This window comes from Halarchaeum sp. P4, assembly GCF_051195175.1.
Taxonomy (GTDB): Archaea; Halobacteriota; Halobacteria; order Halobacteriales; family Halobacteriaceae; genus Halarchaeum.
Genome location: NZ_JBNTKC010000005.1, coordinates 95,918 through 119,317 on the forward strand (window position 1 = coordinate 95,918; position 23,400 = coordinate 119,317).

At 56.4% G+C, this 23,400-nt stretch carries 20 protein-coding genes and 1 pseudogene; 15 read left to right on the forward strand and 6 right to left on the reverse strand.

What is annotated here, in order from left to right:
* Positions 1 to 22 precede the first annotated feature (22 nt).
* Complete coding sequence (locus tag ACQUS8_RS14770; RefSeq protein WP_435102470.1) at positions 23 to 940, reverse strand: NAD-dependent epimerase/dehydratase family protein; 918 nt, start codon at positions 938 to 940, stop codon at positions 23 to 25.
* 191 nt (positions 941 to 1,131) lie between these two features.
* Here ACQUS8_RS14770 and ACQUS8_RS14775 point away from each other — a divergent pair, with 191 nt between their 5' ends.
* Positions 1,132 to 2,448 (forward strand): sulfatase-like hydrolase/transferase, encoded by a 1,317-nt coding sequence (locus tag ACQUS8_RS14775; protein WP_435102472.1) that lies wholly within the window; start codon positions 1,132 to 1,134, stop codon positions 2,446 to 2,448.
* A gap of 57 nt (positions 2,449 to 2,505) precedes the next feature.
* On the opposite strand, the pseudogene ACQUS8_RS14780 reads toward ACQUS8_RS14775, so the two are convergent.
* Positions 2,506 to 3,080, reverse strand: a pseudogene (locus ACQUS8_RS14780) (IS6 family transposase).
* 55 nt (positions 3,081 to 3,135) lie between these two features.
* Positions 3,136 to 4,590 (reverse strand): hypothetical protein, encoded by a 1,455-nt coding sequence (locus ACQUS8_RS14785; RefSeq protein ID WP_435102474.1) that lies wholly within the window; start codon positions 4,588 to 4,590, stop codon positions 3,136 to 3,138.
* A gap of 239 nt (positions 4,591 to 4,829) precedes the next feature.
* On the opposite strand from ACQUS8_RS14785, the gene ACQUS8_RS14790 reads away from it, so the two are divergent.
* The 3 genes from ACQUS8_RS14790 to ACQUS8_RS14800 are packed head-to-tail and all read left to right on the forward strand — an operon-like array spanning position 4,830 to position 8,120.
* Positions 4,830 to 5,885, forward strand: coding sequence for a glycosyltransferase family 4 protein (locus tag ACQUS8_RS14790; protein WP_435102476.1), 1,056 nt, complete (start codon positions 4,830 to 4,832; stop codon positions 5,883 to 5,885).
* A gap of 55 nt (positions 5,886 to 5,940) precedes the next feature.
* Positions 5,941 to 7,053: a glycosyltransferase family 4 protein gene (locus ACQUS8_RS14795; RefSeq protein WP_435102478.1), complete on the forward strand. Its 1,113-nt coding sequence runs from the start codon at positions 5,941 to 5,943 to the stop codon at positions 7,051 to 7,053.
* Positions 7,050 to 8,120, forward strand: coding sequence for a glycosyltransferase family 4 protein (locus tag ACQUS8_RS14800; RefSeq protein WP_435102481.1), 1,071 nt, complete (start codon positions 7,050 to 7,052; stop codon positions 8,118 to 8,120). The genes ACQUS8_RS14795 and ACQUS8_RS14800 overlap by 4 nt, the downstream gene beginning before the upstream one ends.
* A gap of 5 nt (positions 8,121 to 8,125) precedes the next feature.
* On the opposite strand, the gene ACQUS8_RS14805 is transcribed toward ACQUS8_RS14800, so the two are convergent.
* On the reverse strand, positions 8,126 to 9,316 hold the full coding sequence (locus tag ACQUS8_RS14805; RefSeq protein WP_435102484.1) for a glycosyltransferase family 2 protein: 1,191 nt from the start codon (positions 9,314 to 9,316) through the stop codon (positions 8,126 to 8,128).
* A 303-nt stretch (positions 9,317 to 9,619) separates the two neighbouring features.
* Here ACQUS8_RS14805 and ACQUS8_RS14810 point away from each other — a divergent pair, with 303 nt between their 5' ends.
* The 10 genes from ACQUS8_RS14810 to ACQUS8_RS14855 all read left to right on the forward strand — a co-directional run bounded on the left by ACQUS8_RS14810 (position 9,620) and on the right by ACQUS8_RS14855 (position 20,321).
* Positions 9,620 to 10,780, forward strand: a complete 1,161-nt coding sequence (locus ACQUS8_RS14810) for a sugar phosphate nucleotidyltransferase (RefSeq protein WP_435102486.1) — start codon at positions 9,620 to 9,622, stop codon at positions 10,778 to 10,780.
* Between the two features lie 7 nt (positions 10,781 to 10,787).
* Positions 10,788 to 12,590, forward strand: coding sequence for a glutamine--fructose-6-phosphate transaminase (isomerizing) (gene glmS / locus ACQUS8_RS14815; protein ID WP_435102488.1), 1,803 nt, complete (start codon positions 10,788 to 10,790; stop codon positions 12,588 to 12,590).
* 449 nt (positions 12,591 to 13,039) lie between these two features.
* A complete protein-coding gene (locus ACQUS8_RS14820) occupies positions 13,040 to 13,714 on the forward strand; it encodes an SdpI family protein (protein WP_435102490.1) in 675 nt (224 codons plus the stop codon).
* 461 nt (positions 13,715 to 14,175) lie between these two features.
* Positions 14,176 to 14,481 (forward strand): DUF433 domain-containing protein, encoded by a 306-nt coding sequence (locus ACQUS8_RS14825; RefSeq protein ID WP_435102492.1) that lies wholly within the window; start codon positions 14,176 to 14,178, stop codon positions 14,479 to 14,481.
* Between the two features lie 214 nt (positions 14,482 to 14,695).
* Positions 14,696 to 14,947 (forward strand): hypothetical protein, encoded by a 252-nt coding sequence (locus tag ACQUS8_RS14830; RefSeq protein ID WP_435102494.1) that lies wholly within the window; start codon positions 14,696 to 14,698, stop codon positions 14,945 to 14,947.
* Between the two features lie 372 nt (positions 14,948 to 15,319).
* The gene (locus ACQUS8_RS14835) at positions 15,320 to 15,859 is read left to right on the forward strand and encodes a DUF7342 family protein (protein ID WP_435102496.1); all 540 of its coding nucleotides are present in this window, start codon (positions 15,320 to 15,322) and stop codon (positions 15,857 to 15,859) included.
* Positions 15,856 to 16,419 (forward strand): hypothetical protein, encoded by a 564-nt coding sequence (locus ACQUS8_RS14840; protein WP_435102498.1) that lies wholly within the window; start codon positions 15,856 to 15,858, stop codon positions 16,417 to 16,419. Before ACQUS8_RS14835 ends, ACQUS8_RS14840 begins: the two co-directional genes overlap by 4 nt.
* Before the next feature lie 409 nt (positions 16,420 to 16,828).
* Entirely contained in the window at positions 16,829 to 17,347 is a 519-nt protein-coding gene (locus ACQUS8_RS14845; protein ID WP_435102500.1) for a DUF7342 family protein, read from the forward strand.
* A gap of 89 nt (positions 17,348 to 17,436) precedes the next feature.
* Positions 17,437 to 17,781 carry a hypothetical protein gene (locus tag ACQUS8_RS14850; RefSeq protein ID WP_435102502.1) on the forward strand — a complete coding sequence of 115 codons (345 nt, stop codon included), beginning with the start codon at positions 17,437 to 17,439 and terminating at the stop codon, positions 17,779 to 17,781.
* A 533-nt stretch (positions 17,782 to 18,314) separates the two neighbouring features.
* Positions 18,315 to 20,321 carry a M48 family metalloprotease gene (locus ACQUS8_RS14855; protein WP_435102504.1) on the forward strand — a complete coding sequence of 669 codons (2,007 nt, stop codon included), beginning with the start codon at positions 18,315 to 18,317 and terminating at the stop codon, positions 20,319 to 20,321.
* On the opposite strand, the gene ACQUS8_RS14860 is transcribed toward ACQUS8_RS14855, so the two are convergent.
* Together ACQUS8_RS14860 and ACQUS8_RS14865 are read right to left on the reverse strand one after the other, a co-directional pair.
* Positions 20,322 to 21,908, reverse strand: a complete 1,587-nt coding sequence (locus tag ACQUS8_RS14860; RefSeq protein ID WP_435102506.1) for a hypothetical protein — start codon at positions 21,906 to 21,908, stop codon at positions 20,322 to 20,324.
* 25 nt (positions 21,909 to 21,933) lie between these two features.
* Positions 21,934 to 23,169 (reverse strand): RNA-guided endonuclease TnpB family protein, encoded by a 1,236-nt coding sequence (locus ACQUS8_RS14865; RefSeq protein WP_435102508.1) that lies wholly within the window; start codon positions 23,167 to 23,169, stop codon positions 21,934 to 21,936.
* Between the two features lie 54 nt (positions 23,170 to 23,223).
* Here ACQUS8_RS14865 and ACQUS8_RS14870 point away from each other — a divergent pair, with 54 nt between their 5' ends.
* The gene (locus ACQUS8_RS14870) at positions 23,224 to 23,358 is read left to right on the forward strand and encodes a hypothetical protein (RefSeq protein ID WP_435102510.1); all 135 of its coding nucleotides are present in this window, start codon (positions 23,224 to 23,226) and stop codon (positions 23,356 to 23,358) included.
* The last annotated feature ends 42 nt before the right edge of the window (positions 23,359 to 23,400 follow it).

Consider the following 23,400-nt stretch of genomic DNA (forward strand, 5'->3'; position numbering starts at 1 on the left):
CTGGAGATGGAACTTTGTTGAACTACTGATACTGCGCACACACCTCCTTGATCCCTTCTTCGAACGAGATCTGGGGTTCCCACCCAGTTTCCTCAGTCATTTTCGTGATGTCGGCCATGGTGTCGTGCACATACACATCCTCAGGAATCGGGTTCTCGACGTACTCAGGCTCAATCGCCGTCCCTAACTCCTCGTTGAGCATCTCGACGACGGTGTTGAAGGTGTAGCTTTCTCCGGTGCCGAGGTTGTAGATGCCGTCAAGGCGTTCCTCGGCGGCGAGCTCCAACCCACGAACGATATCGTCGACGTGGGTGAAGTCGCGGGTTTGGGTGCCGTCGCCGTAGAGGGCAGGTGCGTCGCCGTTGGCGAGGTCGTCGGCGAATTGGGCGATGACGTTGGCGTATTCGCCCTTGTGTTCTTCGGAGCCCCCGTAGCCCTGGTAGACGGAGAAGAACCGCATACCCGCACACGTGATGTCGTGGAAGTTGGAGTAGTACTCGGCGTATTTTTCGCGTGCGAGTTTCGAGGCTTCATAGCCGGTGTTGACGTGGACCGGCATGTCTTCGGGGCTGGGTTCGGTGCGGTTGCCGTAAATGGAGGACGTCGAGGCGTACACGACGGTCTCGCAGCCGTCTTGGATGGCTTGCTCGACGACGTTGACGAACCCCTCGACGTTGACGCGTGCGCCCTGCTGGGGGTTCTCCTCATGCATCGCGTAGGAGGAGAGTGCGGCGAGGTGGAAGACGACGTCGACGTCCGTGGGGAGATCGTCCTCAAGGACGCTCGCTTCGACATACTCGACGGCGTCCTCGAGGTTCTCCTCGGTGCCAAGGTAGCCGTCGTCGAGCGCGACGACGTCATTCTCTTTCGCGAGGTGGTTGGCGAGGTTGGAGCCGATGAAGCCGGCGCCGCCAGTGACGAGAATACGCTGGTTCTGCATACCATATTCTGGTCAACCAGGGTATATGACCTCTTGGAATTGGGGAGATAACTGGACATTTCGAATACCACTCTACGAGAGGTGTCCGCCCACAGGAAAGACAATTTAGAATCGGATATGTCTGAATCAAGTGAATCTAATGACTTGTGCGGTGTGTTTATTGGTGGTGACTGTATATAAATCGGTATAGCATGAATGTCAATTTGGCAGATATTATACCAAATCGGGCGAAAAAATATATCGCACCGTACTACTGGGTATATCAGTCATATCGTGCTGACCGAGAGTATAACGACCCAGATATTTCCATGGATAGAAGGGAGACGGACCATGACCATATTCTTTTAATTGTTGTTGACGCACTACGAGGCGATCACATACCTGACCTCCCATTAGATTTTACGACGGGTGTTGCAGCGGGAACCTGGACATTCCCTTCGGTCACAAGTATGCACACTGGTGAAAGACCTAGTACACATAAGGCGACTGCCCATACAATGCCCGGTGATGACGTATATGCTATGCCTCAGCAGACAGATTCAGATAGCATCCTCACAAAATATTTAGACGCTTCTGGGTTTCACACCTATGCTGGCTGCGCATTTCCGACTCCGTTCCTAGCTCTCCGAGGCTGGTACCAGTCGCATAGAGTCTATGATGACGCACCCGCAGAAGTTGTTATTAATGACTATCGACAGTGGAGACGTTCTCGTAGCACAACCTTTAGCTATCTTCATTTAGGCGACCTGCATGCACCAGTTGACCCTCCAAATGAATACATTCAAAAATATGATGTTGATTTGTCTCTTCCTGACTTGCCAAATATAGGATATTACAATAATAACTACAGCCCTGAGAACAGTGACTGCATAGACTATCGAGAGAACAAATTACAGCTGTACCAGGCAGCATTAGATTATGTCTCTGACCAGCTACGACCCCTAATTCAAGATATAAGTGAGAATACACAAATATTCTTGGTCGGTGATCACGGTGAGTCACTCTGGGAATATGCTGAACTTGATCAAGCAATGAGTGATTCCCGCCCAAATTATTGTCTAGGTCACGGCGGTACCCCCTTTGATTCACTGGCAAGGGTTCCAATCGGGACTTCTGAGCTAGCTCCAACTCCGAACGGTGGATGGCCCTCTACACGCGATCTTGCTTCAACGATTGTGAATTCAAACGTCAAAGCACAAATAGAACACCCGGGACGTGATTGGCACAGAGAAATACCCCGAGAGCGCTCAGTCATCTGTGAGTCCACCCGCTACGGTCCGGAACGGAAAGCAATTTATAGAGATAACCTCAAGCTCATAAAATCGGTAGCAGATGGCGTAACACTCACCGCTAAGGTTTCTGACTGCGGTGAAACGTTTGAGGACATGTCAGAGGAGACAGTTACATCACTCGAGCGCTCGTTACCGGACGAGTGGGATGGAGCCGAAGAAGTCGGGCATACAAGTAATATTGTTAAAGATAGACTTGAGAACCTCGGATATAAATAAAACCCATCGAGGTAGTGTTCAGATTAGTTAATTCCATACGAAGGCGAACGCTTGGAGTCAATTTTCGACAGTTTCGGCTTCGGCGTGACTGAAGCAGTTTGAGAACTGGGTTGTTCGCCGTTTTATTTCTCTAAAACACGTTCAACGCTGTTCCTATTACCGTGCTTTTTGTATCTGTAATTGAGGCCATTCGGTGGAGTGCTGCTTGGAGTCATGGTGCAGAATCAACCGGGATGTTTCTCGCGGAGTTCGCTGAGAAACATCTCGGTAACTGCTTGATTTCTCGTCAGATAGAGCCTGATATGCAGCAAGCGATTCGTTGCGGGATCGACAGCGGCGTACACCCAGAACTTTTCGTCACTCAGTTGGATCACGGTCACGTCAACCGCGACGTGATCCGAATCAGCGCCACCAAGCGGCTGTAAATCCGCCTTCTGTACCCAGTTATGGACGGCGGTTCGACAGCGGCCGACACCCAGCTTATCGAGAATTGTTACGGTATCCGAAACTGATCGTCTAGCCAGATGGAGTCGGATACCGAGATTCATCGCGAGCTCGGGTGTCACCTCTCGCTCCAGTAAATCTAGCTCGAAGCAGTCAATACTACTGTCGAGACCGGCGATTTCGAGTATAGAACACTCAAAGATAGTCTCGCCTCAGTCTTCATCCTTATCTGAGAACACCGCCTCATAATCCACATTTATTGATGGATATAGCACCATTTGAGTATATCCGGTTATCTAAGACGGTATTTTGTAACCCCCTCCCAGCGTAAACCTCAGATTCACAGCGCCCATCATAGATTGGAGTATAGTCCATCCTACCAACGAAGAGCCACACATCCCGCTCGTATCCCGAGATTGACTGTATCTCTGATCGAGAAGCCCAATTCGCTGCAGCAAACTGTGAATCAGAAAAATGGTCTTCTTCCAACGTGGGGCCGTATGTAGTCTCTAGAACAGGTGTAGGGATTGCAATGAGTTGGGGTATTAGAAATGCCACAAGAAGAATAACCGCAAGGTGGTCACGATATTGATCAAGTTTGTGAAGATTGATTCCGTAAATGGTTCTTAATGATATAAATGCTAGAAGTGGGTACACAAATATTATTAGACGAATCTGGTCTAAATCAGTTATCTTACCCATAATCGACTGTATCATAAATAGCGATATCAAACTCGCGTTAAAGACCGCAATTCCGAGCTCCCAGTGATCAGATTCATATTTGGGATGTAATATTAGTAAATTTAAGATGCACATGAAAAAGACCACGATCAACTGTCCAAATTCGTTAACCAGCTGTATTATAGAGAGGGTTGAGCTAGTTGTGTGACCAACTGATTTGGTACCAACTGCTATATTAATTATCATATTTCGGAGAGTGATCCAATCTCCATATATAAATAACGACATGAACCCTATTATGAGGATGAGAGTAGCTAGTTGCAAAGATGGGGAAGGATATGATGATTTATTAAATGGAGTGGTTGGAAGCGGTATATGGGGGATCAAGAGACACACTGTGCACACTGTTAGGAGAAAGAAGATAGCTATCAAAGAAGTCACGTTATGTGTTAATATGATTGATATGCCAAAGAAGATCGATAGATATCGCCAGTCGGTGTCTGACTGAGAGAATTCCATCAATAAAGAGAATATCAGAGCGAAAAACAGAAATATCCCAAGTGATTCAGGGACAAATTTAGACTCAAACGTCAAAAATGTTCTAGTTCCAACAATCGCGTGTGCGCTGAGAAGGGCCACCTCCTTTGAAGAGACAGTCCTGAATGCTACATACCCAATGACTGGCAAGAGAGCATTAACAAGAGGATAGTATTTCCCAGCTGAAGGAATTGGTACCGCTGATATACTTGAGACGATCGTTATCAGAGAGAATATGAGCGGTCGGTCACCATATTTAGTCAACAAATCAATGGAACTCATACCAGATGCCAGCCTGCTTGTTTCGAGGACAGAATAATATGGATCATATCCATAGAGTCCGGATTCAAGAGGGTCAATTACAATAAAGAGTCCAAGTGCGGCAGTCAAAACCAAAGTAGTCAGAGATGCTCTATAATACTCAATAACTGTGAGGTATATCGAAAATAGATATAATGCCGCAAGGGCGATGAGAATCATAGATGAGTCGATCACAGAAGAACCATAGAAAGCTTCAGCGGTTACAAAAGACACCGTAATAAAAAAGAGTATTAGCGTGATTCTCTTTTGTACCATTGGTAGTTAGACATCTATCTGTACATAAATATTCTACTACTCCATAACAACTCTGATTCGTCTTCTGGCTTTAGTAGTGACCAGATAGGGGAGCATTAATATACCAGACTATATGAACTCGGAAAGGGTAAGTTGAGTAAATCATGGAGCTCCTAGTCATAACCCGTGAGTTTCCACCGCATGTTTTAGGTGGGATATCATACCATCTCAAATATTTATATGAAAAGCTTGCCTCTCGAGGACATGAGATCACAGTAGTTGCCGGGAAATGTACAACTGCTGATCCAGATGGTGACGTGACTGTTAACGCGGATATTGATATCCAGTGGGCAACGTACGCGTCACAAACTGGGAACCACCTACAATTTCCGATCGCGGCGAAGAAAGCACTCAGAAACATAGATACATCAACATTTGATGTTGCATTAACTCATACCCCAGTCCCATTCTCAATAGGTATCCCCACAATTGCAAAATATCATGATTGTGTCCAAGAAGAGCGAGAGTTCATGCAGAATGACTTCAATAAAATTGAAGAGTTTTTTGATGTTGTGATTAACCCCTCTCGACGCTGGGTTGAACAACGATCACTAACATATGCGGACCACTATATATTCAATAGTGAATTAACACGAAGGATGTGGGAGAAAAACTACACCCTCTCCTCAGAATCGAGCGTTATATATAATGGGGTTGACCTTTCAGTATTCTATCCTCGCGAGAATAGCAAGACTAACGAGAGATACTTGTTATTCGTTGGGGGAGAGGAACGTAAGGGGATGTCAAAAGTAGCTTCGCTTGCCCAAGAGCTCGAATACCCGATCTATGTGGCCGGCGAGAGTACCATAGATCAAAAGAATATGAAAGGGCTCGGAAAGATTTCACAACCGGAATTAGCAGAGTATTACACGAACGCGTTTGCAACAGTACATCCCGCGAAGTTTGAAGCCTTTGGCAATGTCATCCTAGAGTCGCTTGCATGCGGGACGCCTGTAATTGTTAGCAAAAAGTGTGGGGCATCCGAGATCGTTGATAACTCATGCGGAGTAATATCCACAGATATCAAATCATCATTAGCGCGAATAGCGGAGATTAAGCAAGATGCGTGCGTGTCAAAAGCAGAGCAATATTCGTGGAAGAAGGTGGCTGCTAGAACAGAAGAAGTAATTAGCCAAGTTATGACCGGGAGTATCCAATAGCGGAAGTGAACAGAAAAACAATAAGCCTAATCTCATAGAAGTAATAGTACTGTCCATGGATGTGTTAATTGTCTGTGAGTATTACCCACCATATATTGGTGGTGTAGAAGTCGTATTCAAAAATGTCGCAGAGAGATTGAATAAAAGAGGGCATAATGTGCATGTAGTGACCTCTAGATTACCTGAATATGACAAATATGAGGTTCGAAATGGGGTTACCGTCCATCGAGTCCCAGTCACCACAAGAGCAGATAGAGTATCTTTCGCTGCTTCTGCAATCCCTAAAACAATATCACTCGCGCGGGAGTCGGACATAATACACACCACTACGTGGTTTGCACCGATCGCCTCAGCAGTAGCACGTACCATAACCGGAACGCCAGCGGTGATGACGTATCACGAATCTCTGACTAATGCATATGATCAGTCGAATAAGCCACTTCTTAGTCGAATTGGTGCAAGCATATTGGAAAATGTAATTTCTGTGCTTCCATTTGATAGCTACACAGCGGTTTCAAACAGTACTAAGAAAGAGATCGAAGAGAGAGGGTTGGGGACGGACGTTTCTGTCATATATAACGGCATAAATGAAGAGTTATTCACATCATCTGATGTGAATCCATACCCAAGGCATCTAAACGGACATATATTCTTGTATTACGGCCGCCCTGGTTTCAGCAAGGGAGTAGACTATCTAATAAAAGGATTTGAACGGATGAAGGAGAAAGGAGAGTCTGATAATGCATATCTATATATGATTCTGTCAGATGAGCCTCAGCAGCGCTATGAAACCCTACTTCAACAGATCAAGTCATCACCTGTGTCAGAAGATATTATAGTTCAAGATCCGGTCTCCAGAGAGAATTTACCGCAGTATATTGATTATGCAGATACAGTTGTTGTACCGTCTCTGTCGGAAGGATTTGGATTCACAGCTGCCGAAGCCTGCTCTGTAGGCACTCCAGTAATAACAACAAACGCCGGATCTCTCCCAGAGGTGGTGAATGGGGAGCACATTATAGTGGAGCCACAAAGTGCCACTGCACTTGCTCAGGCATTAGAAAAGGCTACTCAAGAAGAATTTGTTGTCTCACCAAATAAAACATTTTCTTGGGAAGAGACGATAGAGCAATACCTTATGGAGTACCAATCGGTTCTCAACACATGAAGATCGGCATCGCTGCTCGGACATTTACCGTTGATGAACCGGGGGGAGCAGTAAAATTTGGTAAGAAAGCCCATGACCAGTTGGTTTCTGAGTCTGATCATGAGATTATATCTTTTGGCCCCTCTAGTCTTGACCTAGAATCAACCGTTGTCTCCACATACTATCCAGACATTGGCCAATTTTATGGTATTCTGTGGGAAAAAACACTCCTCCCGAGGTTGACAAAGAACCATGGGGTTGATGTTTTATTCTGCCCTAACGCGAACGGATTTATAACAAATTCGTCAACGAAGAATATTGTATGCATACATGATATGAATTCCTATCATGGGTATTCAAGCAAACTGTATAGCCAATATGAGCGCACGATACTTCCAAGAGTCTCGGAGAAAGCAGATTGCATAATAACTGTCTCTGAGTTTTCAAAGGGAGAGATAGTTAATTTCCTTAATGTTAGCCCTGAGAAGGTGAAGGTCGTTCACAACGGAGTGGATGAGTACTTCAAAAGGGAGACAACAGGAGAGCCAATTGATCTACCAGACAAATATATTCTGTACGTGGGTGCACTAAACCCGAGAAAAAATATTGAGGGTGTGATCAAATCATTTATGGAATTTCAGGAGGATTTTCCGGAGTATAAACTAGTCCTCATCGGACCACGGAATAAGAAGGTATTTGAAGGATATTCAATTTCTGAGGATGAGAAATTGGTAGTTCCCGGATATGTGTCTAAAGGGCAGCTCAAAACAGCATATGAAAATGCTGACACTTTCCTTTTCCCATCCTACTATGAAGGATTCGGGATTCCACCGCTCGAAGCGATGGCTTGTAAAACACCGGTAGTAGCGTCAAATACATCTGCACTTCCAGAAATACTTGGAGAAGCAGCACTTTATAGCTCCCCGGATGACCATGTAAAGATATCAAACCAAATATCAAAATCTGTCAATGATCAGAGTGTGAGAGAGTCGTTGATCGAGAAGGGGGTTAAGAAGGCAGCAGAATATAGTTGGGATGAGTGCGCTAGGTCAATAGTCAATATCTGCGAAATTGTAGGAAACCAGTAACCAAGTTAGTCTGAGACCATATTTCCAACCCGGTTAAGCACTAATCCAGTGAACATCCCCAGTGTCCCAACAATCGTGACGAATCCACTCACGAGCGCCTTCGCGGGGTAGAACTGCCCGGTCGCCCGATAGATGAGGATGCCGTCAACGCCGTAGAGCGCGCCGGCGACCATCAGCAATACCCCGGGGACACCGAAGAAGAGTAACGGGTGGCGATCCCGAACGAGCTGGAGAACGAACGACACGACGGTGAGCCCGTGATGAAGGGGGTGGTAGGTCTGGCCGTCAATCCCTTCGTAGCGGACGTGGATGGGGACTTCTTCCATAACCAGGTCGTTCTGGGCGGCGGAGTCGATCATCTCGCTCTCGACGCCGATGCCGTCGGTGGTCAGCTCTAACTCCTCTACGGCTCTCGGAGAGAACGCCCGGAAGCCGCTCTGTGTGTCGGTGAGTTCCTGGCTGGACGAGCCGAGGGTGAGTGTGTCGAGGACTTGCTGGCCGAAGCGGCGGTATGCAGGGGTTTCGTCTTCTTCGTCCTGCTCGAGGTAGCGACTGCCGATGACCATGTCGGCATCGCCCTCGCGGACGGGGTCGGCGACTTGCGTGATCTCCTGGGGGAGGTGCTGGCCGTCGCCGTCGATGAGGACGAAGGCGTCGAACGACACGTCCTGAACGCGCTCGAAGAGCGTCTGGACGGCGCCGCCCTTCCCTTTGTTCTCCTCGTGTTCGATGACCTCGGCGCCTGCATCTGTCGCAATGGGGACGGTGTTGTCGGTACTGCCGTCGTCGACGACGATGACCTTGTCAGCGTACTCGTGTGCTGCGTGGATGGTGCTTCCGATGCCGATTTCTTCGTTGTAGGCGGGGATGCCGACGATGATGTCGTAGTCGACTTCCTCACGGGATCGGATGGCGTACTCGTTCGACTCACGGAGGCGAGTGTGCGTGCCCTGGAGGTCGATCGGTTTCTCGGCGTCGTGAAGGATGGCGCCGGGATATCCTCGGTCGCGAGCCGCGCGAGCGAGCGCGTCGAGTCGGTCATCGGCGTCCTGTTCGTCCTCCGCAACCGGAACGACCGTCGCTCCGAGTTCTTCTGCAGTTTCGACGGTTTCCGATGACTCATCAGCGGCAGCAACGAGGACGGGATAGCCGTCCCGTTGTGCGCGAATGACGGTCTCGAGAAGCTCCCCACTCAAACTGTCGGTCGCTATACAGACCGCCGGCCGGTCTGTCTGCGACTCTCCGAGTGGGTTTCGTGTGTCTTGTACCACGGTACTACCCCCCTCTGTGGTCGCGGATTTGATTAGTCATCATTCGGTTAATTTCATCCATTTCCATTTGGAAATGGTAGGGCGGCCAAGATATCGGGTCTCAGAAGAAGTATTGACGGCGGAGGATAAAAGATTGTCCCTTATGTCTGTCGGCCAAATCGGGCTCCGTATCCGTAACGAGAAATATCGAGTGACAAGGGTTGTATGGCCTGAAAATCGATAGGGGGTATGAAGGCCGTCGTGCTCGCCGCCGGTGAAGGGCGCCGTCTCCGTCCACTTACAGAAACGCGGCCGAAGGTGATGCTCCCGGTCGCGAACAAGCCGCTCCTCGAACACGTGGTCGAGGCGCTCGTCGAGGCAGGTGTTGACGAGATCGTCCTCGTAGTCGGGTATCGACGTGAGCGGATTCAGAACCACTTCGGCGACGGTGCGCAGTGGGACGTCGATATCGAGTACGTCGTGCAGGAGCAGCAGCTTGGGACAGGGCATGCCCTGTTGCAGGCGGCGTCGAACGTCGGAGGGGAGTTCATCGCGCTCAACGGTGACCGGATTATCGACGCCGAGCTCGTCGAGCGCGTCTGGGAGCGACGTCGAGAGACTGGACACATGGCGATGGCGATTACGGAGGCCGAGGAGCCGAGTAACTACGGCGTCGTCGAGGTGAGTGGCCGTGAGGTTGTCGGGATTCAGGAGCAGCCACTGCCCCCGTTGGCGAAGTCGAACATGATCAACGCGGGCGTCTATGCGTTCGGTCCGGGAATCTTCGCGGCACTTCGAGAGACCGAGCGCCACGGCGAGCAGGGGTTGACGACGACGCTCGCCTCGTTACTCGACGACCATACGGTCGAGGCCGTGCCGCATCGTGGCCTCTGGCTTGACGTCTCGCATCCGTGGGACTTGATCGAGGTGAACGACGCCGTCATCGAGTACGGCGAGTACGCCTCAAGCGCGGCGTCGGTCGACGACACCGCAGTGGTCTCCGACGTCTCAGTCCTTGGCGAGGGAACAATCGTCCATCCGCAGGCGACGATACTGCGTGGGTCGACGCTTGGCGATCACGTTAGTGTCGGGCCCCACGTCATATTGGAAAATACAATAATCTTATCTGACGTGACGATAAAGGGTGGAGCAGTGTTGAAGGACTGTATTGTCGGCGCAAACACGGTCATTGGTCCCAATTCGACAGTCGAAGGTGGCGATGCGGACGTCGTTATCGACGACGAGGTTTATCGCGATGTGAGGTTTGGCGGGATCGTCGGCGACAACGCCGAGTTCGGCGGGAACGTCGTCGTTCGACCGGGCGCCGTGATCGGGAACGAGACGACGGTCGACAGTGGGTCAGTCGTCTCGGGCCGTATCGAGAGCGGGACTCACGTCACACGAGGATAACCAGGATATGTGTGGGATAACCGGCTACGTCGGCGGGGAGGACAGTGGCGAAATCGTCCATGAGGGACTGAAGAACCTCGAGTATCGTGGGTATGATTCCGCGGGCGTCGCGCTTGGGGGCGAGACGATTCAGGTGCACAAGCGTGAGGGCGAGGTGAGTGAGCTGGAGTTCCCGGAAACGTCCGGCCATACTGTCGGTATCGGGCATACGCGCTGGTCGACGCACGGCGAGCCGACGCAGGAAAACGCCCACCCGCACACGGACTGCCGAGACGAGATCGCGGTCGTTCACAACGGCATCATCGAGAACTACGAGGAGCTGAAGGAGGAGTTGCAGGCGGCGCATTTCTTCGAGAGCGAGACGGACACCGAGGTCGTTCCGCATCTGCTCGAGGACGAACTCGACGACGACGTCTCGCTACGTGCGGCCGTCCATCGTGTCGTCCAGCGTCTGGAGGGGAGTTTCGCGCTCGCGGTCACGGCGGCGGGCCACGACGGTATCGTCGTCGCACGCGAGGACAGCCCGCTCGTCATCGGCTATGGTGAGAACGAACATTTCGTCGCGAGTGACGTGACGGCGTTCGCCGAACACACGCGTGAGGTCTCCTTCCTCGAGAACGGCGACATCGCGCTCATCACGAACGATTCGGTGACCATCCACAACGACGGCAGCGTGGTCGAGCGCCCGGTTGAGACGGTGGAGTGGGACGCGACGGCGGCCGAGAAGGGTGGCTACGAGCACTACATGCTCAAGGAGATTCACGAGCAACCGCAGGCGCTCCGCCAGACGCTCTCCGGGCGTATCGATGACCTGTCTGGTGATGTGACGCTCGACATCGACCTGCCCGAGCCCTACCTGCAGTCGCTGGAGGAGATCCAGATTGTGGCGTGCGGGACGTCCTATCACGCTGGTCTCTATGTCCGGGACCTCCTCGAGCAGTACGCGGACATCCGCGTGAGTGTGGAGTTGGCGAGCGAGTACGACTTCCGTGGGGGGCGTGATCCGTGGCGGACGCTCGTCGTCGCGATTACGCAGTCCGGCGAGACGGCGGACACGCTCTCCGCGCTCCGGGAGGCGAATCGGTCGGGGGCACGGACGCTCGCGCTGACGAACACGGTCGGGAGTACGGTGACGCGGGACGCGGACGCGACGCTCTACATTCGTGCCGGTCCCGAAATCGGTGTCGCGGCGACGAAGACGTTCGTCTCGCAGGTCGCGACGGCGACGCTCTTCACCGTCTACCTCGCGCGCGTCCGCGGTGCGATGTCGGTCTCGCAGGCCTCCGAGATTCTGGAGAGTCTGAACGCCCTCCCGGGCGCCGTCCAGCAGGTCCTCGACAATAACGACCACATCGAGGCCGTCGCGAACGAGTACGCGGACAGTCGGTCGTTCTTCTACATCGGCCGTGCGAGCGGGTATTCGGTCGCACTGGAGAGCGCGCTCAAGCTCAAGGAGATCAGCTACGACCACGCGGAGGGGTTCGCAGCGGGCGAACTGAAGCACGGCCCGCTCGCGCTCGTCGATGAGGACACGCCGGTCATCGCGCTTCTCACCGACCACGCGGCGTCGAGTGAGACCGTGAACAGCGTCAAGGAAGTGAAGTCGCGCGGCGCGCCCGTCATCGGCGTGTCGTCGGACATCGAGACGACGAGCCTCGTCGACGAGCAGTTCGACGTCGCCGACATCGGCCCGATGGAGCCGGTCGTCGCGAACGTCGCACTCCAGTTGTTCGCCTACCACGTCGCGAACGAGAAGGGCCGGTCGATCGACAAGCCGCGGAACCTCGCGAAGAGCGTCACCGTCGAGTAGCGCCTCGGCGTTCCGTTACTTCGGACAATTAGTTCTCGCGTAAGCAGTTAGTCGAGCGACGCCAGAGAGCGAGACGACGCAGCGGGGATGAGTGTCTCCCCACAGGAGACACAGACGTAGTCGCCCTCGGTGGTCTGTGTCGTCGGCGCGTTACAGCCGATACATTTGACAGCGGCACCGCGGGCAGCACGGGGATAGCGAGACATACAGGATCGGTATCACTTCGTGGATATAGGCTTTCCGTCGAGCGGGAATACTCATGGACACTCGCACGTAGCGACTCGAGTGATCTCTGGTGGGAAGGGCCTGAGGAGAAAGCACCAGGCGGCCGGGGGGCTCACGGCCACGAGCAGGAGGCCGTGTTCGTGGTCGGTTCGGGCGGCGGCATCGTGATTGCGTGAGGGCGCTCCGCGAGTACTTTCTTCTACGTCGCGCGTCTTCGAGCGAACATGAACTCCCGCCAACGACTCTCGCTGGCAGCAGGGTTCGTCGTCCTGTCTGCAGTTGCGAGTATACTCGCTGCGCCCGCCCTCCCCGAGCAGCTGGTCACGCATTGGAACGCGGCCGGCGAACCCGACGCGACGATGTCGAAGCCGCTCGCGCTCGCGCTCTTCCCCGCACTGACCGCCGGTTTAGTGGCTCTCCTCGTCTTCGTTCCTCGACTCGATCCGCTCGGTGAGAATATCGAGGAGTTCCGCCGATACTACGAGTGGTTCATCGTGATCTTCACCGCGTTCATGTTCGTCCTCCATGCGGGGATTATTGCGTTCAACCTCGGCTACGCGTTCGACTTCACGCTGCTCGTCCTGGCCGCGGTTGCGGTACTACTCTACTACCTCGGCGTGCTTCTCACGCACGCGGAACAGAACTGGTTTGTCGGGATTCGGACCCCGTGGACGCTGAGCGATGAGGAAGTCTGGACGCGCACGCACGAACTCGGTGGCAAACTCCTCAAGGTAACTGCAGTGATTGCGCTCCTTGGGCTTTTCTTCGGCGAGTACGCGGTGTACTTCCTCCTCGTCCCCGTGCTTCTCACGGCTCTGACGACGGTCGTCTACTCGTACTATCTCTACCAGCAACGCGAGGAGGCGTCGGGGACGCCGCCGAACGCTGGCCACGAATAAACGGACTGACGGCCCCCGAGAATTCTGGTGTTCTCACGCGCTGCGGGCGGTCTGGGACTGTTCCGGGTCGGACTCCGCTATTCTGAGTGGGTGATCGTTCGGCGGAGGACGAGACGTCAGTCCCACACACGTAATTCGTATTGCTGGACTGGCGCTTACGGCGGTGGGGTGTATCGGCGCCGGGTAGTCGGCGTCGGCTGTGGATGCGGTACTCGACGACGCAGACTTCCGAGCGACGTCGACTGTTGATGGTGTTGCAGCGGTACTCGAGCGGGCGATGGCTGGTGAGTGGCCGCCGACTGATCGGGCGGTGCATGCGCGATGTTTCGACTGGGGGAGGGTGCCGAAGATGCACGTGGGGCGTCTCGGGCGGTACGCGACGGCGTGTAGTGAGCAGGGTCGTGTAGTGAGTGGGTGGGTTCGTCCGAGGGAGTAAGGGGTGAACTGGTGTAGTGTCTGGTGTGGGTTCGATTGTGTGTGATGATGCGGTTCGGTCGGGCGAGCCGCGTCTTGAGGGGACGCGAATCACGGTTCGTGACGTGAAGCATCGCGTCATCGGCGAGGATGAGGACCCACATGTCGTCGCTGGGGAGTACGGGATTTCGCTGGTGGAGTTCTTCGGTGCGCTCGCGTACTACTATGAGCAGCGTGAGTCCGTCGAGGAGCGTGAGGCAGAGACGCGACGCCGTGATGGCGAGCGACAGACGCGCGAGTTGCTTGAGCAGGTGCAGGGTGGGGAGTCGCACTCAATCGAACAGGCGGACTAGACGGTGTTCCGTATTCTCGTCGACGTGACCGTTCCTGAGGAGTATGGCTCAGCACTCCGTGGGGACGGCCATGGTGTCGTGTACAGTCGTGATGTCGACGTGCGTTCTGAGGGTTTCAACAGAGCAGGTGGAGGTCCATCTGCTGATGTAGTTTAAAGACTCAATACACCCACTCCACCGCTTCCGCTGTTAGCACAGAATGATATTTCAGAATATGATATTTGAGAGTATCATAATCTGGAATATTTATTGGCTGAGGGAGATTACCACCCTCAGCGAGGGGTTCGGCCGAATGAAGATATCTGTCGGTCTCGACGGCCACTACGCCATCAATCGGCGCGACGGGATTGTCTACGAAGGTCTCATTTGGGAGAGACTCAACACACCCACCCCACTGCTTCCGCTGTTAGTCTCGGTCCTCCACGAGGCGTTTCAGCCACTCCTCCTCCGGGTTCTTGTCTGCTAACAGCGGAACCAGTGGGGTGGGTGTGGTCCGTACATCTCTCAATCTGCGGTGGTCGACGACGCGCGCTTCCTCGCGGAACCGACTGTTGATGGCATTGTAGAGGTACTCGAACGGGCGATGACTGGTGAGCAGCTGCCGACAGATCCGGTTGGGCGTGCGCAACGCTTCGATTGGGGCGGGTGATGGTGGACGCACTCGAGGCGTCTCGGGCGGGACGCGACGGTGAGTGGTGAATGACGACACTGCTCGTGACTGGTTCTTGGCAACAGTGGGAGACTGGAGTGGGTCGACGAGCAGTGGTTGTATCGTCGTGATGAGTGGATTATTTTCTCTGTAGGAAAGATTATCTTCCTACAGGGTGAAGTGTGAGGTATGGCGGACTCACGGGAGGGGAAGGATGAACCGGCGTATGTGTCTCGGTGGAAGGAGGCGACGACGGGATTCGACCGTGTGCGGTCAGTCGCGTCGTCGCTCGAGGAGCCGCGGACAGCAGGGTGGATCGCCGGGGAAGCGTACGTCTCGGAGCCGACGGCGCGTAACCATCTTGAGCGGCTCGTCGACCTCGGTGTCCTCGTAGTCGACGAGACGGGACAGGGGAAGACGTACTATCCGGATCCAGTCTACACGCGCCTAACTGCGATTCAGGAGCTTGTCGCGGAGAACTCGGAGACGGCACTCAGCGAGCAGGCGGCCGAGATTCAGGCAGATATCGCGGCGTGGCAGGACGAGTACGACGTTGAGACACCACGTGAGCTCCGCGCATCAGTGACAGACGAGATCGCCCTCACGGAGGCGAAAGTGCGTCTGGAGGCTGCGTCGAACTGGGAGTCGGCTCGGTATCAGCTCTCTCTGCTTCGGGACGCGATCGACCACTACGACACCTACACGGCACGCCCCTCCGCCTCCGTATGACTGTCGGGGAGCGGGAGCGGGTTGAATGCGTCACGGAGACTGAATCCGACGGGGCGTTCACTCGTCGGAGGCGACGACCGGATGGTGGTCGTGATACTTCGCAGGTCGACGTCGAGAAACGCCATCGGATTCTGCGATCGGTGCGGGAGCAGCTTGAGCGACATCCCGCCATCGTCGCCGCTCGTGAGAGTCCGGACGGACACTATGCCGAGGTCACAGCCGACATCGATCCAGCGCACTTCGGCCGCGACGCCGCGTCGGCGTCGCTCCGAGTGACCTGGCAACCAGATCCGCGCTTCCCACCCGGGACCAGTCTTGAAGACCGCCGGCGAACGTCGTTGACGTCGAACTTCAAAATCCACTATCAGGAGTCATCAGGGTTCGATTGCGGCGTGCATCTCGAACCGAACCCACACGTCGAGGGCCACCTCCACTATCAGGAGCGGCTGTCGTCCGACATCGAGTACGACTACGCCGAAGCGACGCTCGAAGCAACCTCACCGGTCGGCGTGCTCTGGGAGGTCCTCGAGGAACTTGCGGACCGACTCCACGGCGAGTAGCCGCGTACCGGTTGCTGTTCAGTTGCGTCGTCACTGGTCGGGATTGTCGCCCCCAGTAGGGGCGGGGATGATGCTCCAGAAGTGGCTGTCCGACTGTTGACGGCGCCGCAGGCGTGCTCGAAGAAGCAGTAGCGGGCGAGCAACTACCGACAGATTCGGTATCGTGTGCGCAGCGCTTCGACTGGGACCGGATTGCTGAGGAGGCACTCGGGGCGTCTCGGACGGCCGTTGACGGCGAGTGGTAGGTGGCTGTACTGCTCCGTGGGTGGTTTTCTGGCGACGTCGATGTCTCGTGATGGGGGGCCGTTGATGAGGGTCGGTTGCGGTGTCGTGAGGCGTGGATCGAAGGCTAGAACAGCATATTTTGACTGGGAGAAGAAATATATTGTCTAGACGTGTTAATCGAGATATGACTGACGACAGTGGTGGAACTGGTCCGCCACCATTTGACAGGCCATTCGAGGACGAGGACACGAAGCAGCGCGTGTACGACGCGGTGCTACACGCCCGCGAGCCGATGACAGCCGCCGAGATTGCTGACCGAGCGGACTGCTCGACGGAGTCAGCGCGGACGCACCTGTCCTTCTACGCCGATCTCGGGATCGTCATCACGCACGAGGGGCGGCCAGTCAGGTACGAACGCAACGACGACTACTTCGAGTGGCGACGCGTGAACGAGTTGGCACGAGAGCATACTGTTGACGAGTTACAATCGAAGGTATCGGAGCTGACTGACCGCATTGAGGAGTATCGACGTGAATACAGCGCTGAGTCACCCGCCGAAGTCGACGTCCTCGAATTCGACGCGGACCGAATCGATGACGTCTACGTCGAACTCGGTGAGTGGGCCACCGCCATCGAGGAGCGTGCTCTTCACGAGCGCGCTCGACGGAAGGTTGCGGGCTCTACGGTTCCGTCACACAGCTGACGATGGTGCCCGTAGACGACGGTGCGAGTCCCGCGCCGATCGACCGGTCGGTATTAGAGCAGATGCGCTCCCGATTCGTCGGCAGTCGAATGTTCGACCTCGCCGAAATTCTCGAAGAAGGGAATCTGCATCTCCGCGTCGAACCGTCGAGCGAGTATGATCCGGGTGAGGTATCTGCTCAACTCGAGATTCGGTGGTATCGCAACGACGATTTCAACGTCCACTACCAGGAAAAACACCCGAATCAGACGTGGAAATGCCGGTGGGATCGACATCCAAACACCCACAATTCCAGAGACCACTTCCATCCACCACCGGCAGCGAGCCGTCCCGACGCGGAGGATGCTGAATGGCCTCCTGACCATCGGGTGGTGGGCCGTCTCGTTCTCGATCAGATCGAAGAACGGGTTGAAACGCTCTGGGAGCAGTACTGATCGGCGCTAGTAGATACTCGACATATCCACCCCGCTGGTTCCGCTGTTAGTCTCAGTCCTCCACGATACGTCCCGTCTGCTCCCCTCTCATCCTTGTGTGTTAACAGCGGAAGTAGTGGGGTGGGTGTGTTCCTTACTCGACTCGCATCCAATTTGGGGTATCCCGAACGGGATTGACGTCGTGTAGATTGAGAACGTGTGCGTCCCGTGGCGATAGACGTCTGTGGGGAAGGGACACGGAAGGAATCGTTCTTGGTGTGACGTAGACGCGATCGGGGAAGTAACCACGTGGAGAGACACACCACTGTTTCCAGTGCTCGAATCGAGAAGTGCCCGGACAGGCAGTGCTAGTGTCTTGGTTTACGCCGAATTAGCGCTGTTCAAGCAACCATTCGGACGAGCTCGTATCTACTATGATCATTCTTTCTGCGGCAATCGGGGGTGTTGAACTACTGGCCTCTCTGTGGGGCGGGAAAGCACTGGAAATCGTGGACTCTCTGTCGAAGGCACTGGAAACGGCACTCCCATAATGAATGAGTAGCGAGCCTCCTGGGCTCTCATCTGTGTCTGCTATGAGCGGGGGCCGATGCTGGGGTGATGCCCGAAGGCTGTCTGTGAGTCGCGATTGTGGTGACGGTGACTGCTGGCGTTCGGACCGCCGTGGAGGCTGCAGTGCGTTGGTCGGCGAACGGCTTTGGGTGTTGAGTGTGTCAGCGCGAGGTATGCGGGAGTCATTTGTGGTTGCCGAGCGTTCGGGGACGCTCCGGGTGCCGTACGTCGTGTTCTCCCGGAATCTCGATGACGAGGAGGGTGACGTCGCGAACGAGCACGTAACGGAGGCGCTCTGGGGGTGGCTGGTGCGTCGGACGACGTGGACAGTCGATCGGGGCGTGGAGGAGACGCGAGTGACGGAGACGGTGTCGGTGTCGCGTGCGTGGTATCTGGTGGTGTTGGCGGGTGTCGCCGCGTTAGTGGTGGGGGTGGTGGCGTCGTGGCTGGGCGGCGGGGTGGGTGTACTGTGGCTGTGGGCGGTGGGTGTTCTCGGTGTGGCCGCCGGGACGAACACGGCGGTGGCGCCGAGTCAGGTGCCGAACGGCCAGGTGTCGGTGTCGAGGACGCGGTATTCGCAGGCGGGACCGCTGGCCGTGGTGTGGCTGTGTGTCGCGGGAGCAGTGGGTGTCGGTGGATGGCCGGGTGTGGTGTGTGCGGGTGTGGGCTGTGGAGTGTGGGTGGTTCACGGCTGGACACAGTGGGTGGAGTCGCTGTTCGCCGGCGTGTCGGACGTGAGTACGGCGTGGTTGCGCGAGCTCCCCCCGGTGGCGAGTCGGTACACGGCGGTAGCGGCGGCGGCGAGCGTTGGCCTGGTGTCGTTCGCGGTGTTGAACGCTGTCGTCGTGGTGCGTCGCCCGACTGTCTCGCTCGGCATGGTCGTTGGTGTCGGCGCGGCCGTCGCGGTCCTGCTGGGCCGCCAGGGGTCACGACGGTGGGTGCCGATACGGGTCGTCGTCGCGGCGGCGCTCTCGGGAGTGCTCGTGCTCTCGCTCCCGTGGCACCTTGCGGTCAGGATTCGCCCGCTTCACGTCGCGTCACTCGGTGATGCGGCGGCAGTTGTCGCGAGCGCGGTGGCGATGCTGGGTGTCTGGGTCGCCATGTGGGTCTGGTTGTTCGGGTCGGCTGACGCGGCGCGACGTCGGTTCACGGCCGAGGGGCGGGCGGTGTCGACGCGCGTCGCGGCGGTGTCGGCGTACGCGCTGATCACGTCGGCGGGGACGCTCCTCGCGGTGTTGCTCGGGGCAGTCGTGGTGGGGTGGCGGCTCGCGACGGCGGCGACACCACCGAGCGTCTGGATGCTGGGTGTCGCGCTCGCGCTTCCGAGCGCGTATCTGGTCTGCGGGGCGGGCTATCAGCTCGTCCGGCTGGCCAGCATGGTGTGGGCGGTGCGGCACCGCTGTGACCGGAGTGGACTGTCGGCGGATGCCGTGCCGTTCGAGCCCGCATATCCGGTGTGGGTTTTGCCGCGCGACGAGTTCCACGCGGGAGCGTACTGGGACCCGTTCGACCGCGCAATCGTGCTCTCGGAGGGGGCGCTGGCCGCGCTCGATCCCGCGGAGCGAGCGGCGGTGATCGCCCACGAGGAGAGCCACTTCGAGCATCGTGGGGCGTACCTCCAGTTCGTCCTCGCGTGCCTGCCGACGTTCGCGTTGCTGGGGAAGAACGTCGTGTACAGTATCTACGACTTCCACGCGCGCGAGTTGACGGCGGACGAACGTGCGGTGCGCCGCGTCGACGAGGACGTCCCGGATGCTGACGGGGCGGACGTCCTCGTCGGGGTACTCAATCGGTTCACGCGCGAGGAGTGGGAGATGCTCGAGGAGTCCGCGGTGACGTTCCTCCCGACGATGCAGGTGGGTGCTGTCGAGCGGACGGTCACGGGTGTGCGTCGGGTCTTCGACTTCCTCTTCGGCTATTTCGCCGGCGGAGTCCATCCCTCAAGCGAGGAGCGAATTCGGGCGGTACGCCGACTCGACCGCGAGGAGTAACTAGTCCTCCAACTCGCGGAGTGCGTCGAGGCGCTCGGTCTTTCGGAGGTGGGCTGTGTCGACGAGCACGTTCCCGAAGTAGAGCTGGTAGGGTGCGGTTCCGTACGCGTGGATGGTTTCACCGAGACGCGCGAGGGCGTCGCGGAGTGTGTCCGCGGCATGAACGGTGTGCGTGGTCAGGGTGTCCGGACTGGCGATGCTGGGGTGTGTGAGGGAGATCGGATGCTGGATGGCACGGACGCGTTGGTCGTAGATGCGCTGGATGGCGACTCGAACGGTGCGTGCGCCGACTGCGTCCGCGGCGGCGGCGTCGGCGTCGCGTTCGCTCTCACGATAGTCGTAGAAGGCCGGGAGGAGGGTGGTACCGCCGAGTAGAGAGGAGATGATGGTCGCTCCGGGGCCGAGACTGCGTTCGCGGATGTGGTAGTGCTCGTGCTCGAGGAGTGCATGCAGTTCCTCGCGCGGGAAGTCCTCGACGACGGCGTCGCTGACGATGACGTAGTGTGCGAGGCCGAACGGGAGGGAGAGCGGGCGGAGGTCGGGGTAGCCGTCGCGGTCGATGCGGCGCACCTCGACGGAATCGGGGAGGAGGTCCTGTCCGTCAGCCTCGGTGAGTGGGTGTGAGCGATAGAGGACGGTCACGATGCGGACGGGGCGGGCGAGCAGTTCGGTGACGGTGCCGAGCGCGACGAAGACGAACGGCCAGAGGAGGACGCAGAGATAGGTGACGGCGACAGCGCGAGCGGGGAGACCGGTGTAGCCGAAGGTGTAGTCGAGGGTGCGATAGAGATCAACGAGGAAGCCGGTCGGTGTCGGCTGCGTATCCGCGGGGAAGAACGTGAGAAGCGGCCGGAGTGTAGCGTCCGGGAGCGGATAGACACCGGTAACCCCGAAGGCGAGGATGGCGACGGCGACGGCGGTGGCGGTGTAGAGGAGGACGGTGAACGTGGCGTAGAGGAGGAAGACGAACGCGCGCCGCACGTCGGAGGTAAAGCGACCGAGGCGTTGGCGGTGGAGGGAGCGGAGGGTCGTGTGAGAGTTATGCAGCCAGAGGAGGAAGACGACGCCGGCGCCGAGCACGGCGAGTCTTGCGTATGGAGCGAACAGTTCCAAGACGAGTTGGCGAACCATCGCCGGGTCGATCTGCCCGGTCTCGGGGAGGCGGGTGCCGAGCATGTCGGAGAGCACCGAGCGTGACGCGCGATTGAGGTTGTTCGAGGCGTACGTGGCGAGTTGGTCGCCCGTCCGAGAAACCCACGCTGATAGCACGAGAATCGGGAAGAAAATCATCAGGATGGGCGCGGTGAGCGTGAGGAAGTTATACGGGATGAGGAGGGCGCGCTTGCTGAGGTCGGGTGTGACGAAGGGGAGTGCATCCTCGAGATAGACGTTCACGAGGACGAGGAGGAAGACGGCGATACAGAGCGGCGTGACGAGCCACGAATCGACCGTGGTGGTGAGTTGGCGGAACACCCCGACGACTGAGACGATCATCGTGACGCCGAGGAGACCGTTCGCCGTTTCGCGCGTCGTCTCGACGCAGCCCTGGGTGACATCCTCCCCGCCGTGAACGGCGGGGCTTCCCACACGGTAGGAATCCGTCAGGCAGGTTTCAGTCCGAGTACGCCGAGAGCGTCATCTGCGAGGATTTCTCGCTTGTCTCACGGTGGACTGTGGCGCTGTCACAGGCGCTCCCATCCCGAGGCGAGTCATTGCGTCCGGGTTCCCAACGGACGCTCTCTCCCCACGGGTTAGCGCGACGGACGATGTTCGCCGCCGCGTTAATATCTGCTTGGAACTCCGATACGTGGCAGTCGTCGTGCGGACACACAAACTCCGCTTGCTCACTACGGCGACCGAGGCGACCGCACGCGTGGCACGTCTGGCTTGTGTACGCCGCGTGGACGTACTCAACTCGAATACCTACCTCGGTCGCTTTGTCTTCGATTCGGCCCTGTAGCCGAGCAAACGCCCACGCATGAAGCCGCCGATTCATGAACTTGCCGTAGTCCAGCCGCTCGCGGATGTACGACAGGTCTTCGAGAACGATAACCGGATTCTCGAACTGTTGGGCGTATTCGACGGCCTGCCGAGACGCTTTCTCGACAATATCAGTTAGGGCATTCTGGTAGTGGTCGAATCGTTCATTAATCCGCCACTCGGCGGCATCACGCTCTTGGAGTCGCTTGAGCGTTGTATGCATCTCTTTGCGGAGGTGTCGCGCTCGACTGCCGCTGACGAGCATTGGTTTCCGTGGGACATCGCGTTTGAGGGCACAGCCCGTAATCAACGCGCTCTCGCCTACGTCGAAGCCGATGTGCGTCTCGTCGTCCGAGTCGGTCGGTTCTTCGACCGAGTATTCAACGGTGACGTGTAACTCCCACGACGTGCGGTGTCTCTGTAGCCGCAACTCGCCTGCCGTCGCGTCTTCGGAGAGCAGGTCGAACCACAGGGATTCCTGCTCGGGGTTAATCCGAAGCGGAATCCAAAAGTTCGTCCCGCGACCGGGTTGCGGGGCCTGCCACACGAAACCGTGTTCGCGCTCCTCGGAGTAGTCGAACTTTGCGGCTCGATTGACGAGTCGAATCGGATGCTCGTCGTCCAACTCCTCGGCGTTGTACGTCGAACGGAGTTTCGGGACGTAGGACTTGAGCGCGTCTTTGGCTTGATACGGCAGGTCGTAGGGCGTCACAACGTCGTTGACGGCAGACATTGTGTCCGCCCTGTTGTCGAAGGCGTCGTGGAGTGCGTCGCGGTAGGTGTCCAAGAGGCGCTGGAGGCGTTGCTCTTTGCCCGTGGTGGGCGTGGCGAGCGTGGCCTGTAGCGTCTTTGTCACCGTCTCGGACACAATGATACAATAGTGTTAGTCATACTTAACATCGCCGGTCACAAATCATGAGACGTGAAGAACATCAACATCGAAGTAGACGAGGAACAGTACGAATCACTGAAAGAGACAAAGAAGCGTCACGGCCTGACGTGGCGGGGGATGCTACTCCACGCGCAACGGGAGTTGGATTCCGGGAATGCCGATTGAACGGCGGACAGCGTAGTCAAGTGACGCGATTCCCCACCCGGC